This window comes from Pseudomonas sp. DR208 (assembly GCF_019823005.1).
GTDB classification, from domain to species: Bacteria; Pseudomonadota; Gammaproteobacteria; order Pseudomonadales; family Pseudomonadaceae; genus Aquipseudomonas; species Aquipseudomonas extremorientalis.
Genome location: NZ_CP081944.1, coordinates 5,791,751 through 5,805,000, shown reverse-complemented (window position 1 = coordinate 5,805,000; position 13,250 = coordinate 5,791,751). Strand labels below are relative to the sequence as shown.

At 54.8% G+C, this 13,250-nt stretch carries 10 protein-coding genes, 4 tRNA genes and 2 rRNA genes (1 of these 16 cut by a window edge); all 16 read left to right on the top strand.

Annotated features, from left to right (window positions below):
- A 23S ribosomal RNA gene (locus K5K89_RS26315) occupies window positions 1–2,365 on the top strand (it extends 527 nt beyond the left edge of the window).
- 155 nt (window positions 2,366–2,520) lie between these two features.
- Window positions 2,521–2,636, top strand: a 5S ribosomal RNA gene (gene rrf / locus K5K89_RS26310).
- Window positions 2,637–2,795: 159 nt separating this feature from the next.
- Window positions 2,796–3,755, top strand: a complete 960-nt coding sequence (gene birA, locus K5K89_RS26305) for a bifunctional biotin--[acetyl-CoA-carboxylase] ligase/biotin operon repressor BirA (protein WP_071489827.1) — start codon at window positions 2,796–2,798, stop codon at window positions 3,753–3,755.
- The gene (locus K5K89_RS26300) at window positions 3,745–4,491 is read left to right on the top strand and encodes a pantothenate kinase (RefSeq protein WP_071489828.1); all 747 of its coding nucleotides are present in this window, start codon (window positions 3,745–3,747) and stop codon (window positions 4,489–4,491) included. Before birA ends, K5K89_RS26300 begins: the two co-directional genes overlap by 11 nt.
- Before the next feature lie 7 nt (window positions 4,492–4,498).
- Entirely contained in the window at window positions 4,499–4,945 is a 447-nt protein-coding gene (locus K5K89_RS26295; RefSeq protein WP_092250509.1) for a hypothetical protein, read from the top strand.
- Window positions 4,946–5,088: 143 nt separating this feature from the next.
- Window positions 5,089–5,173, top strand: a tRNA-Tyr gene (locus K5K89_RS26290).
- 24 nt (window positions 5,174–5,197) lie between these two features.
- Window positions 5,198–5,271 (top strand) — tRNA-Gly (locus tag K5K89_RS26285).
- 25 nt (window positions 5,272–5,296) lie between these two features.
- Window positions 5,297–5,372: transfer RNA gene (locus tag K5K89_RS26280), tRNA-Thr, on the top strand.
- 161 nt (window positions 5,373–5,533) lie between these two features.
- A tRNA-Trp gene (locus K5K89_RS26275) sits at window positions 5,534–5,609 on the top strand.
- A gap of 45 nt (window positions 5,610–5,654) precedes the next feature.
- Window positions 5,655–6,023, top strand: a complete 369-nt coding sequence (gene secE / locus K5K89_RS26270) for a preprotein translocase subunit SecE (RefSeq protein ID WP_071489830.1) — start codon at window positions 5,655–5,657, stop codon at window positions 6,021–6,023.
- Window positions 6,024–6,032: 9 nt separating this feature from the next.
- Window positions 6,033–6,566, top strand: a complete 534-nt coding sequence (gene nusG / locus K5K89_RS26265; RefSeq protein WP_003176436.1) for a transcription termination/antitermination protein NusG — start codon at window positions 6,033–6,035, stop codon at window positions 6,564–6,566.
- 117 nt (window positions 6,567–6,683) lie between these two features.
- Entirely contained in the window at window positions 6,684–7,115 is a 432-nt protein-coding gene (gene rplK / locus K5K89_RS26260; RefSeq protein ID WP_003176435.1) for a 50S ribosomal protein L11, read from the top strand.
- Window positions 7,115–7,810 (top strand): 50S ribosomal protein L1, encoded by a 696-nt coding sequence (rplA, locus tag K5K89_RS26255; RefSeq protein ID WP_003232403.1) that lies wholly within the window; start codon window positions 7,115–7,117, stop codon window positions 7,808–7,810. The genes rplK and rplA overlap by 1 nt, the downstream gene beginning before the upstream one ends.
- 200 nt (window positions 7,811–8,010) lie before the next feature.
- On the top strand, window positions 8,011–8,511 hold the full coding sequence (rplJ, locus tag K5K89_RS26250) for a 50S ribosomal protein L10 (RefSeq protein ID WP_016969477.1): 501 nt from the start codon (window positions 8,011–8,013) through the stop codon (window positions 8,509–8,511).
- 78 nt (window positions 8,512–8,589) lie between these two features.
- Complete coding sequence (gene rplL / locus K5K89_RS26245; RefSeq protein ID WP_071489831.1) at window positions 8,590–8,955, top strand: 50S ribosomal protein L7/L12; 366 nt, start codon at window positions 8,590–8,592, stop codon at window positions 8,953–8,955.
- 219 nt (window positions 8,956–9,174) lie between these two features.
- Window positions 9,175–13,248 carry a DNA-directed RNA polymerase subunit beta gene (rpoB, locus tag K5K89_RS26240; protein WP_222540509.1) on the top strand — a complete coding sequence of 1,358 codons (4,074 nt, stop codon included), beginning with the start codon at window positions 9,175–9,177 and terminating at the stop codon, window positions 13,246–13,248.
- The last annotated feature ends 2 nt before the right edge of the window (window positions 13,249–13,250 follow it).

Below are 13,250 nucleotides of genomic sequence, written 5' to 3'. Positions count from 1 at the left end.
GAGCCTACTTTGTTAGGTGACTGCGTACCTTTTGTATAATGGGTCAGCGACTTATTTTCAGTGGCGAGCTTAACCGAATAGGGGAGGCGTAGCGAAAGCGAGTCTTAATAGGGCGTCTAGTCGCTGGGAATAGACCCGAAACCGGGCGATCTATCCATGGGCAGGTTGAAGGTTGGGTAACACTAACTGGAGGACCGAACCGACTACCGTTGAAAAGTTAGCGGATGACCTGTGGATCGGAGTGAAAGGCTAATCAAGCTCGGAGATAGCTGGTTCTCCTCGAAAGCTATTTAGGTAGCGCCTCATGTATCACTGTAGGGGGTAGAGCACTGTTTCGGCTAGGGGGTCATCCCGACTTACCAAACCGATGCAAACTCCGAATACCTACAAGTGCCGAGCATGGGAGACACACGGCGGGTGCTAACGTCCGTCGTGAAAAGGGAAACAACCCAGACCGTCAGCTAAGGTCCCAAAGTTATGGTTAAGTGGGAAACGATGTGGGAAGGCTTAGACAGCTAGGAGGTTGGCTTAGAAGCAGCCACCCTTTAAAGAAAGCGTAATAGCTCACTAGTCGAGTCGGCCTGCGCGGAAGATGTAACGGGGCTCAAACCATACACCGAAGCTACGGGTATCACGTAAGTGATGCGGTAGAGGAGCGTTCTGTAAGCCTGTGAAGGTGAGTTGAGAAGCTTGCTGGAGGTATCAGAAGTGCGAATGCTGACATGAGTAACGACAATGGGTGTGAAAAACACCCACGCCGAAAGACCAAGGTTTCCTGCGCAACGTTAATCGACGCAGGGTTAGTCGGTCCCTAAGGCGAGGCTGAAAAGCGTAGTCGATGGAAAACAGGTTAATATTCCTGTACTTCTGGTTATTGCGATGGAGGGACGGAGAAGGCTAGGCCAGCTTGGCGTTGGTTGTCCAAGTTTAAGGTGGTAGGCTGAGATCTTAGGTAAATCCGGGATCTTAAGGCCGAGAGCTGATGACGAGTTACCTTTTAGGTGACGAAGTGGTTGATGCCATGCTTCCAAGAAAAGCTTCTAAGCTTCAGGTAACCAGGAACCGTACCCCAAACCGACACAGGTGGTTGGGTAGAGAATACCAAGGCGCTTGAGAGAACTCGGGTGAAGGAACTAGGCAAAATGGCACCGTAACTTCGGGAGAAGGTGCGCCGGTGAGGGTGAAGGACTTGCTCCGTAAGCTCATGCCGGTCGAAGATACCAGGCCGCTGCGACTGTTTATTAAAAACACAGCACTCTGCAAACACGAAAGTGGACGTATAGGGTGTGACGCCTGCCCGGTGCCGGAAGGTTAATTGATGGGGTTAGCTAACGCGAAGCTCTTGATCGAAGCCCCGGTAAACGGCGGCCGTAACTATAACGGTCCTAAGGTAGCGAAATTCCTTGTCGGGTAAGTTCCGACCTGCACGAATGGCGTAACGATGGCGGCGCTGTCTCCACCCGAGACTCAGTGAAATTGAAATCGCTGTGAAGATGCAGTGTATCCGCGGCTAGACGGAAAGACCCCGTGAACCTTTACTATAGCTTTGCACTGGACTTTGAATTTGCTTGTGTAGGATAGGTGGGAGGCTTTGAAGCGTGGACGCCAGTTCGCGTGGAGCCATCCTTGAAATACCACCCTGGCAACTTTGAGGTTCTAACTCAGGTCCGTTATCCGGATCGAGGACAGTGTATGGTGGGTAGTTTGACTGGGGCGGTCTCCTCCTAAAGAGTAACGGAGGAGTACGAAGGTGCGCTCAGACCGGTCGGAAATCGGTCGTAGAGTATAAAGGCAAAAGCGCGCTTGACTGCGAGACAGACACGTCGAGCAGGTACGAAAGTAGGTCTTAGTGATCCGGTGGTTCTGTATGGAAGGGCCATCGCTCAACGGATAAAAGGTACTCCGGGGATAACAGGCTGATACCGCCCAAGAGTTCATATCGACGGCGGTGTTTGGCACCTCGATGTCGGCTCATCACATCCTGGGGCTGAAGCCGGTCCCAAGGGTATGGCTGTTCGCCATTTAAAGTGGTACGCGAGCTGGGTTTAGAACGTCGTGAGACAGTTCGGTCCCTATCTGCCGTGGACGTTTGAGATTTGAGAGGGGCTGCTCCTAGTACGAGAGGACCGGAGTGGACGAACCTCTGGTGTTCCGGTTGTCACGCCAGTGGCATTGCCGGGTAGCTATGTTCGGAATAGATAACCGCTGAAAGCATCTAAGCGGGAAACTAGCCTCAAGATGAGATCTCACTGGAACCTTGAGTTCCCTGAAGGGCCGTCGAAGACTACGACGTTGATAGGTTGGGTGTGTAAGCGCTGTGAGGCGTTGAGCTAACCAATACTAATTGCCCGTGAGGCTTGACCATATAACACCCAAGCAATTTGACTACTCTAACGAGCATCAGATTGCGGTGTGTGAAGACGAAATGAACCGAAAGTTCGACGTTCACAAAACACCGAAAGCTGTCACATACCCAATTTGCTGAAGCGAGGCCCAGGCCGCGACTCAGTACCCGAATTTCTTGACGACCATAGAGCATTGGAACCACCTGATCCCATCCCGAACTCAGTAGTGAAACGATGCATCGCCGATGGTAGTGTGGGGTTTCCCCATGTGAGAGTAGGTCATCGTCAAGATTAAATTCCAGAACCCCTGATTGCTAACGCAGTCAGGGGTTTTGTTTTGGGCGGTCGGAAAGTGCGCTGAGTGTGGCCTCCAGCTCTAAAGTCCAGCCTTTCTATGCAATGACCCTGCGCATGGCTATCATGCGTGCCTCATTGTAAGGCGATGCTTGCATGCTGACGTTGTTGAAACTTCTGAAAGATGGCCGATTCCATTCCGGAGAAGCACTGGGTGCCGCCCTTGGCGTCAGTCGCAGTGCTGTATGGAAGCAGCTGCAGCACCTGGAAGCAGAGTTGAATCTGCCAATTCATAAGGTGCGAGGCAAGGGGTATCAGCTGGCATCCCCATTGGTGTTCTTGAGTGCTGAAGAGATTTCGCGGAGTGCGCCATCGCTAAGATGGCCCGTTCATATCTCCGACTCCATTGACTCCACTAATGCTGAAGCTTTGCGGCTGGTAGACGCTGGATGCGCGGCGCCGTTCCTGGTGCTCGCGGAGCAGCAAACTGCGGGAAGAGGTAGGAGAGGGCGAAAGTGGGTCAGTCCGTTCGCGCAAAACGTTTATTACAGCCTCGTATTGCGTATTGAGGCGGGTCTGCGCCAACTGGAGGGACTAAGCCTGGTTGTGGGTTTGGCGGTTGTGCAGGCCTTGCGCGAGTCTGGTGTTCAGGGCCTGGCCTTGAAGTGGCCGAACGATGTTTTGGTAGGGCAGAAGAAAATTGCTGGAATTTTGCTGGAATTGGTAGGTGATCCCGCGGATATCTGCCACGTGGTCCTGGGAATAGGTATCAACGTGAATATGCAGAGGGCTGACGAGGTCGATCAACAATGGACCTCAGTGCAGCTTGAGACGGGGGTTCGGGTGGATCGCAACCTTCTGGTGTCGCAACTGGGGCGGCAGCTGCAAGGCTACCTTGAGCGGCATCGGGAAGGCGGTTTTGTCGCGCTTCAGGGAGAGTGGGAGCAAAATCACGCTTGGCAGGGGCGGCCGGTCTCCCTTATCGCGGGTGTCCACCAGGTCGATGGGGTTGTGTTGGGTGTAGATCGTCAAGGGGCATTGCGCTTGAGTGTTGATGGCGTTGAGAAAGTATACAGTGGTGGTGAGTTAAGCCTGAGGTTGCGTGATGATTCTTGAGCTCGACTGTGGGAATAGCTTTATCAAATGGCGTGTACTAGCTGATAGTCCCGGTGCCTCGTCGGAGGGGGTGGTTGGTTCGGACCTGGCATTGATTGAAAGCCTGTTAGCCCTTCCTGGATTGTTGCTGACGCGCTGTCGCTTGGTGAGCGTTCGTGCGCTGGAAGAAACCAGCAAGCTGGTCGCGGCTCTGCATGAGGCATTCGGTATTGCTGTTTCGTGCGCTGCTCCCGCGCGTGAAATGGGCGGAGTGCGCAACGGTTACGAAGATTTCGAGCGGCTCGGCCTTGACCGCTGGTTGGCGATGCTAGGTGGATTCAAGCTAGCGCGAGGCGCTTGCCTGGTGCTTGATTTTGGTACGGCAGCCACAGCGGATTTCATTGCGGCTGATGGCGAGCACTTGGGCGGGTTCATTTGCCCGGGTATGCCTCTCATGCGCAATCAACTGCGAACTCACACGCGTAAAATACGCTACGACGACGCAGCTGCTGAAAGGGCGCTTGAGCGCCTCTCCCCTGGCCGTACGACCGTCGAGGCAGTGGAGCGCGGATGCACACTGATGCTGAGAGGGTTTGTACTCACTCAGTTAGAGTTGGCGCGAAGCTACTGGGGTGATGACTTCATCGTGTTCCTGACTGGGGGGGATGCTGATTTAGTGGCTGATGCAGTGCCGCAGGCGCGGCTCGTGCCCGATCTGGTGTTTGTCGGTTTGGCGATGGCTTGTCCTTTGTCCTGAGGTGGTTATGCGTTGGTTGTTTTTGCTTTTGCTTGTCCTCAACGCCTTCTATTACATTTGGCATCAGCAAGAAGCGCCGCTGCGCGCCAAGGATGTCACGCCTCTAAGCCTGTACAGGGGGGCGCAGCAGGATATTCGGCTTCTCAGCGAATCTTCTGATGCCGTGGTGCGCAGAGACCGCGTAAAAGCATCTGAAGCGCAAAATACTTGCTTGTACATCGGTGGTTTTGCGGATCAGCGTCAAGCACAGTCTGTTGAGCAGCGGCTCACAAGTCTGGATATAAAGGTCAAGCTTCTATTGCTCAATACTACGGACGCCTCCGGCTATTGGCTTCGAGTAGCCCCTGAAAGCCGACGCCTGGCTGACGATCTGCCCTTTGAAAACCTTGCTAAGGAATTCAATGAGTTAAAACATAAAATAATGTTGTGCGAAGGCGTTGCAACTCTCGAATAGTTTGCATAGAATGGCGCCCGCTTCGCAGTGAAGACCTTATAGGTCAGCAGTGTGAAGCGAAGGTCAATGCAGCTAACCTCATATTTTTAAATGAGAAAATGCTTGACAGAAGGTCGGCGTAATGTAAAATGCCGGCTCGCTTAGGAGGGGTTCCCGAGCGGCCAAAGGGATCAGACTGTAAATCTGACGTCTACGACTTCGAAGGTTCGAATCCTTCCCCCTCCACCATTTTTAGCGTGAGCTGCAAGCTCCGCGGGTATAGTTTAGTGGTAGAACCTCAGCCTTCCAAGCTGATGATGCGGGTTCGATTCCCGCTACCCGCTCCAAGTTTGCAGGTTGTGCAGGTGTTTTGCTCTTGTAGCTCAGTTGGTAGAGCACACCCTTGGTAAGGGTGAGGTCAGCGGTTCAAATCCGCTCAAGAGCTCCATATAACAAGGCAGATATGAAAATATCTGCCTTTGTTTTAACAGCTGCCTCGGCTTGAAGGTGTTGAGTCTGGCGTTATTGTCAGGTGATTTCAGGTCTAGTGGGGTTGGTTGTTGTAAAGTCTTTTTCAGGTCTGCATAATGGTCGGCCTGATTTTGTTTTAGGTCAGTAGCTCAATTGGCAGAGCGACGGTCTCCAAAACCGTAGGTTGGGGGTTCGATTCCCTCCTGACCTGCCAGATTCACGTGGTGTGTCTGGCTTTCTTTTCACAGGATCTTCATAGATGACTCCTAAGGCTGAAGCTCAAAGCTCTCGTTTCGATCTGGTCAAGTGGCTTGCTGTAGTCGCCTTGGTGGTCGTAGGCGTTGTTGGCAATCAGTACTACTCTGCTTCGCCGATCCTGTACCGCGTGCTCGCATTACTTGCCCTTGCTGCTGTGGCTGCCTTTGTGGGCCTGCAGACCGCCAAAGGCAAATCTTTCGCGATCCTGGTAAAGGAAGCTCGCACCGAAATTCGTAAAGTCGTTTGGCCGACTCGCCAAGAAACCACGCAGACCACGTTGATCGTTGTGGCTGTTGTTCTGGTTATGGCGTTGCTGTTGTGGGGGCTTGATTCCCTGCTCGGCTGGCTTGTTTCCTTGATTGTTGGCTAAGGGTGTCCCGTGGCTAAGCGTTGGTACGTTGTTCATGCTTACTCGGGTTACGAGAAGCATGTTATGCGCTCTTTGCTGGAGCGCGTAAAGCTGGCAGGCATGGAAGATGGCTTCGGCGAAATTCTGGTTCCCACTGAAGAAGTGGTTGAAATGCGGAATGGCCAGAAGCGCAAAAGCGAACGCAAGTTCTTCCCTGGCTATGTGCTGGTTCAGATGGACATGAATGAAGGTACTTGGCACTTGGTCAAGGATACCCCTCGTGTCATGGGTTTCATTGGCGGTACCGCTGATAAGCCTGCTCCTATCACCGACAAAGAGGCAGAAGCGATTCTGCGCCGCGTTGCTGATGGTAGCGACAAGCCTAAGCCGAAGACGCTTTTCGAGCCGGGTGAGGTTGTTCGTGTCACAGATGGTCCGTTTGCTGATTTCAACGGTACTGTCGAAGAAGTTAACTACGAAAAGAGCCGGATCCAAGTGGCAGTGCTCATTTTCGGTCGCTCTACTCCGGTAGAGCTGGAGTTCAGCCAGGTCGAGAAGGTCTAGCTGACCAAGCATCCCAACCCCGCAGCCTTAGGCTGTGGGGTTTTGTCGTCACTGGGATAAACGCGCAAGTAACCGGGGAGCCTTTCGAGGCGTTTGAACCCGTAATTGGAGTGCCTCATGGCCAAGAAGATTACCGCTTACATCAAGCTGCAAGTGAAGGCCGCTCAGGCCAACCCTAGCCCACCCGTCGGTCCAGCTCTGGGTCAGCACGGCGTGAACATCATGGAATTCTGCAAGGCCTTCAACGCCCGTACTCAGGGTCTTGAGCCAGGTCTGCCGACTCCAGTGATCATCACTGTATACAGCGACCGTAGCTTCACTTTCGAAACCAAGTCGACTCCGGCTTCGGTTCTGTTGAAGAAAGCTGCTGGTCTGACTAGCGGTTCCGCTCGTCCTAACACCGTTAAGGTTGGCACCGTAACTCGTGCTCAGCTGGAAGAAATCGCGAAAACCAAAAACGCGGATCTCACTGCAGCTGATATGGATGCAGCCGTGCGTACCATCGCCGGTTCTGCTCGTAGCATGGGCCTTAACGTGGAGGGTGTGTAATGGCTAAGCTGACCAAGCGCCAAAAGGCTATCGCCGGCAAAATCGAAGCAGGCAAGGCCTACAACTTTGTAGACGCCGCTGCCCTGCTGACCGAGCTGTCGACTGTCAAGTTCAGCGAGTCTGTTGACGTTGCTGTAAACCTGGGTGTTGACCCACGTAAATCCGACCAGGTCGTTCGTAGCGCTACTGTGCTGCCACACGGTACTGGCAAGACTGTACGTGTAGCTGTCTTCACCCAAGGCCCAGCAGCTGAAGCTGCTCTGGCCGCTGGCGCTGACCGCGTTGGCATGGACGACCTGGCTGCCGAAATGAAAGGCGGCGACCTGAATTACGACGTAGTTATTGCATCCCCGGATGCAATGCGCGTTGTAGGTCAGTTGGGTCAGATCCTGGGTCCACGTGGCCTGATGCCTAACCCTAAAGTCGGCACCGTAACTCCAGACGTAGCTACCGCGGTTAAAAACGCCAAGGCTGGTCAGGTTCGTTATCGCACCGACAAAAACGGCATCATTCACACCTCCGTTGGCAAAGTCGGCTTCGATGCCGTCAAGCTGAAGGAAAACGTTGAAGCCCTGATCGCTGATCTGAAGCGTATCAAGCCAGCTTCTTCGAAAGGTATCTACGTCAAGCGCGTTACCCTGAGCACTACTATGGGCCCAGGTCTGGTCATCGACCAAGGCTCACTGGACGTATAAGACACAGATTGGTGCGAGCGATCGCGCCAATTGAAAAAAATTGGGGTCCCTGCCTGGCGGGGGCTATCCAAGACCGTAGGCGACGCAAGTCTTAAACCACAAGCCTACGCAGATGGTGCTCCCGGTTCCTTACCGAATCAGACACCAAAACGACATCCGGCTCCGGCCAGATGAAACGGTAACAAGCAGGAGTTAAACCCGTGGCAATTAATCTCGAAGACAAGAAGGCCATCGTCGCTGAAGTCAACGAGGCTGCCAAAGCTGCTCTGTCCGCTGTCGTGGCTGATGCCCGTGGTGTGACAGTAGGCGCTATGACCGGACTCCGTAAAGAGGCTCGTGAAGCTGGCGTATACGTACGTGTTGTACGTAACACCCTGCTCAAGCGCGCTGTTGCTGACACTGAATACAGTGTCCTCAACGACGTGTTCACCGGCCCGACTCTGATCGCGTTCTCCAAGGAACATCCAGGCGCTGCTGCCCGTTTGTTCAAAGAATTCGCCAAGAGTCAGGATAAGTTCGAGATCAAGGCAGCTGCGTTCGAGGGCAAGTTCCTCGCAGCTAACCAAATCGACGTACTGGCAACACTGCCGACCCGCGACGAAGCCATTTCGCAGCTGATGAGCGTGATTCAAGGCGCTACCAGCAAGCTGGCTCGTACTCTGGCCGCAGTTCGCGAGCAAAAAGAAGCTGCCGCAGCCTAAGGCTGAGCGACTTCTCTCGCGTATTTTTGTTTATTTCGATGGCCGAGTAGGCCGTCCCCCAATTCAGGAAATACAGCAATGTCTATCTCCCAAGACGATATCCTCAACGCCGTAGCTGAAATGTCGGTTCTGCAGGTTGTTGAGCTGATCAAAGCTTTCGAAGAAAAATTCGGCGTTTCCGCTGCCGCTGCTTCCGCTGGCCCAGCTGTTGCTGCTGTTGCTGCTGAAGAGCAAACCGAATTCAACGTCATGCTGGTAGAAGCTGGCGAGAAGAAAGTAAACGTGATCAAGGCAGTACGTGAACTGACCGGTCTGGGCCTGAAAGAAGCCAAGGCTGTAGTTGACGGCGCTCCTGCCCAGGTTCTGGAAGCAGTGTCGAAAGACGCCGCTGACAAAGCTAAAGCAGTGCTGGAAGAAGCAGGCGCTAAAGTCGAGCTGAAGTAAGCATCGACCTTGCGTCTCCAGCCCAAGCGTTAAGCTGAAGGCTGATGGCTGGTGGCTCTTGCCACCGGCCTTTTTCCGTTCTTGGCTGTCGACTCGGTCGCCGCCACTAACGCGCTGTAACCACCCGATGCGGTGGTGCAAACCATGGGGTTTGCAAGATTTTCTGGCTGCTCCCGTCGGAGGGGCCAAACAAGCAGGTGACCAAGCTGGGGAACGCTGATGGCTTACTCATATACTGAGAAAAAACGTATCCGCAAGGACTTTAGCAAGTTGCCGGACGTCATGGATGTCCCGTACCTTCTGGCTATCCAGCTGGATTCGTATCGTGAATTCTTGCAGGCGGGAGCGACCAAAGATCAGTTCCGCGACGTGGGCCTGCATGCGGCCTTCAAATCCGTTTTCCCGATCATCAGCTACTCCGGCAATGCTGCGCTGGAGTACGTCGGTTATCGCCTGGGCGAACCGGCATTTGATGTCAAAGAATGCGTGTTGCGCGGTGTTACTTACGCCGTACCTTTGCGGGTAAAAGTGCGCCTGATCATTTTCGACAAAGAATCGTCGAACAAAGCGATCAAGGACATCAAAGAGCAAGAAGTCTACATGGGCGAAATCCCATTGATGACCGAGAACGGTACCTTCGTTATCAATGGTACCGAGCGTGTGATCGTTTCCCAGCTGCACCGTTCCCCGGGCGTGTTCTTCGACCACGACCGCGGCAAGACGCACAGCTCCGGCAAGCTCCTGTACTCCGCGCGGATCATTCCGTACCGTGGTTCGTGGTTGGACTTCGAGTTCGACCCGAAAGACTGCGTGTTCGTGCGTATCGACCGTCGTCGCAAGCTGCCGGCCTCGGTACTGCTGCGCGCGCTCGGCTACACCACTGAGCAAGTGCTGGACGCTTTCTATACCACCAACGTGTTCAGCCTGAAGGATGAAACCCTCAAGCTGGAGCTGATCGCTTCGCGTCTGCGTGGTGAAATTGCCGTCCTGGACATCCAGGATGAAAAAGGCAAGGTCATTGTTGAAGCTGGCCGTCGTATCACTGCGCGCCACATCAACCAGATCGAAAAAGCCGGTATCAAAGAGCTGGAAGTGCCTCTGGACTACGTCCTGGGTCGTACTACCGCCAAGGTCATCGTTCACCCGGCTACAGGCGAAATCCTGGCTGAGTGCAACACCGAGCTGAACACCGAGATCCTGGCCAAAATCGCCAAGGCTCAGGTCGTTCGCATCGAGACCCTGTACACCAACGACATCGACTGCGGTCCGTTCATCTCCGACACACTGAAGATCGACTCCACCAGCAACCAATTGGAAGCGCTGGTCGAGATCTATCGCATGATGCGTCCTGGTGAGCCACCAACCAAAGACGCTGCCGAGACCCTGTTCAACAACCTGTTCTTCAGCCCTGAGCGCTATGACCTGTCTGCGGTCGGCCGGATGAAGTTCAACCGTCGTATCGGTCGTACCGAGATCGAAGGTTCGGGTGTGCTGTGCAAGGAAGACATCGTCGCGGTACTGAAGACCCTGGTCGACATCCGTAACGGCAAAGGCATCGTCGATGACATCGACCACCTGGGTAACCGTCGTGTTCGCTGTGTAGGCGAAATGGCCGAGAACCAGTTCCGCGTTGGCCTGGTACGTGTTGAACGTGCGGTCAAAGAGCGTCTGTCGATGGCGGAAAGCGAAGGCCTGATGCCGCAAGACCTGATCAACGCCAAGCCAGTAGCTGCGGCGGTGAAAGAGTTCTTCGGTTCCAGCCAGCTGTCCCAGTTCATGGACCAGAACAACCCGCTCTCCGAGATCACCCACAAGCGCCGTGTCTCCGCACTGGGCCCGGGCGGTCTGACCCGTGAGCGTGCCGGCTTTGAAGTGCGTGACGTACACCCGACGCACTACGGTCGTGTTTGCCCGATCGAAACGCCGGAAGGTCCGAACATCGGTCTGATCAACTCCCTGGCCGCTTATGCGCGCACCAACCAATACGGCTTCCTCGAGAGCCCGTACCGCGTGGTGAAAGACGCCCTGGTCACCGACGAGATCGTGTTCCTGTCCGCCATCGAAGAAGCTGATCACGTGATCGCTCAGGCTTCGGCCACGATGAACGACAAGAAAGTCCTGATCGACGAGCTGGTAGCTGTTCGTCACTTGAACGAGTTCACCGTCAAGGCGCCGGAAGACGTCACCTTGATGGACGTTTCGCCGAAGCAGGTAGTTTCGGTAGCAGCGTCGCTGATCCCGTTCCTGGAGCACGATGACGCCAACCGTGCGTTGATGGGTTCCAACATGCAGCGTCAAGCTGTACCGACCCTGCGCGCTGACAAGCCGCTGGTAGGTACCGGCATGGAGCGTAACGTAGCCCGTGACTCCGGCGTTTGCGTCGTGGCTCGCCGTGGCGGCGTAATCGACTCCGTTGATGCCAGCCGTATCGTGGTTCGTGTTGCCGATGACGAAGTTGAAACTGGCGAAGCCGGTGTCGACATCTACAACCTGACCAAATACACCCGCTCGAACCAGAACACCTGCATCAACCAGCGTCCGCTGGTGAGCAAGGGTGATCGCGTTCAGCGTAGCGACATCATGGCCGACGGCCCGTCCACCGACATGGGTGAACTGGCGCTTGGTCAGAACATGCGCATCGCGTTCATGGCATGGAACGGCTTCAACTTCGAAGACTCCATCTGCCTGTCCGAGCGTGTTGTTCAAGAAGACCGTTTCACCACGATCCACATTCAGGAACTGACCTGTGTGGCCCGTGACACCAAGCTTGGCCCAGAGGAAATCACTGCAGACATCCCGAACGTGGGTGAAGCTGCACTGAACAAGCTGGACGAAGCCGGTATCGTCTACGTAGGTGCTGAAGTAGGCGCAGGTGACATCCTGGTCGGTAAGGTCACTCCGAAAGGCGAGACCCAGCTGACTCCGGAAGAGAAACTGTTGCGTGCCATCTTCGGTGAAAAAGCCAGCGACGTTAAAGACACCTCCCTGCGTGTACCTACCGGTACCAAAGGTACTGTCATCGACGTACAGGTCTTCACCCGTGACGGCGTCGAGCGTGATGCTCGTGCACTGTCCATCGAGAAGACCCAGCTCGACGAGATCCGCAAGGATCTGAACGAAGAGTTCCGTATCGTTGAAGGCGCGACTTTCGAACGTCTGCGTTCCGCCCTGGTAGGCCATAAGGCTGAAGGCGGCGCAGGTCTGAAGAAAGGTCAGGACATCACCGACGAAATCCTCGACGGTCTTGAGCACGGCCAGTGGTTCAAACTGCGCATGGCTGAAGACGCTCTGAACGAGCAGCTCGAGAAGGCCCAGGCCTACATCGTTGATCGCCGCCGTCTGCTGGACGACAAGTTCGAAGACAAGAAGCGCAAACTGCAGCAGGGCGATGACCTGGCTCCAGGCGTGCTGAAAATCGTCAAGGTTTACCTGGCAATCCGTCGCCGCATCCAGCCGGGCGACAAGATGGCCGGTCGTCACGGTAACAAAGGTGTGGTCTCCGTGATCATGCCGGTTGAAGACATGCCGCACGATGCCAATGGCACCCCGGTCGACGTCGTCCTCAACCCGTTGGGCGTACCTTCGCGTATGAACGTTGGTCAGATCCTTGAAACCCACCTGGGCCTCGCGGCCAAAGGTCTGGGCGAGAAGATCAACCGTATGATCGAAGAGCAGCGCAAGGTCGCCGACCTGCGTAAGTTCCTGCACGAGATCTACAACGAGATCGGCGGTCGCAACGAAGAGCTGGAAACCTTCTCCGACCAGGAAATCCTGGATCTGGCGAAGAACCTGCGCGGCGGTGTTCCAATGGCGACCCCGGTGTTCGACGGTGCCAAGGAAAGCGAAATCAAGGCCATGCTGAAACTGGCGGACCTGCCAGAAAGCGGCCAGATGCAGCTGTTCGACGGCCGTACCGGCAACAAGTTCGAGCGTCCGGTTACTGTTGGCTACATGTACATGCTGAAGCTGAACCACTTGGTAGACGACAAGATGCACGCTCGTTCTACCGGTTCGTACAGCCTGGTTACCCAGCAGCCGCTGGGTGGTAAGGCTCAGTTCGGTGGTCAACGTTTCGGGGAGATGGAGGTCTGGGCACTGGAAGCATACGGTGCTGCTTACACTCTGCAAGAAATGCTCACAGTGAAGTCGGACGATGTGAACGGTCGGACCAAGATGTACAAAAACATCGTGGACGGCGATCACCGTATGGAGCCGGGCATGCCCGAGTCCTTCAACGTGTTGATCAAAGAAATTCGTTCCCTCGGCATCGATATCGATCTGGAAACCGAATAACA

Coding starts and splice junctions, on each gene's coding strand:
- birA (WP_071489827.1), top strand. CDS start 2,796: ATGCTGACGTTGTTGAAACTTCTGAAAGATGGCCGATTCCATTCCGGA.
- K5K89_RS26300 (WP_071489828.1), top strand. CDS start 3,745: ATGATTCTTGAGCTCGACTGTGGGAATAGCTTTATCAAATGGCGTGTA.
- K5K89_RS26295 (WP_092250509.1), top strand. CDS start 4,499: ATGCGTTGGTTGTTTTTGCTTTTGCTTGTCCTCAACGCCTTCTATTAC.
- secE (WP_071489830.1), top strand. CDS start 5,655: ATGACTCCTAAGGCTGAAGCTCAAAGCTCTCGTTTCGATCTGGTCAAG.
- rplK (WP_003176435.1), top strand. CDS start 6,684: ATGGCCAAGAAGATTACCGCTTACATCAAGCTGCAAGTGAAGGCCGCT.
- rplA (WP_003232403.1), top strand. CDS start 7,115: ATGGCTAAGCTGACCAAGCGCCAAAAGGCTATCGCCGGCAAAATCGAA.
- rplL (WP_071489831.1), top strand. CDS start 8,590: ATGTCTATCTCCCAAGACGATATCCTCAACGCCGTAGCTGAAATGTCG.
- rpoB (WP_222540509.1), top strand. CDS start 9,175: ATGGCTTACTCATATACTGAGAAAAAACGTATCCGCAAGGACTTTAGC.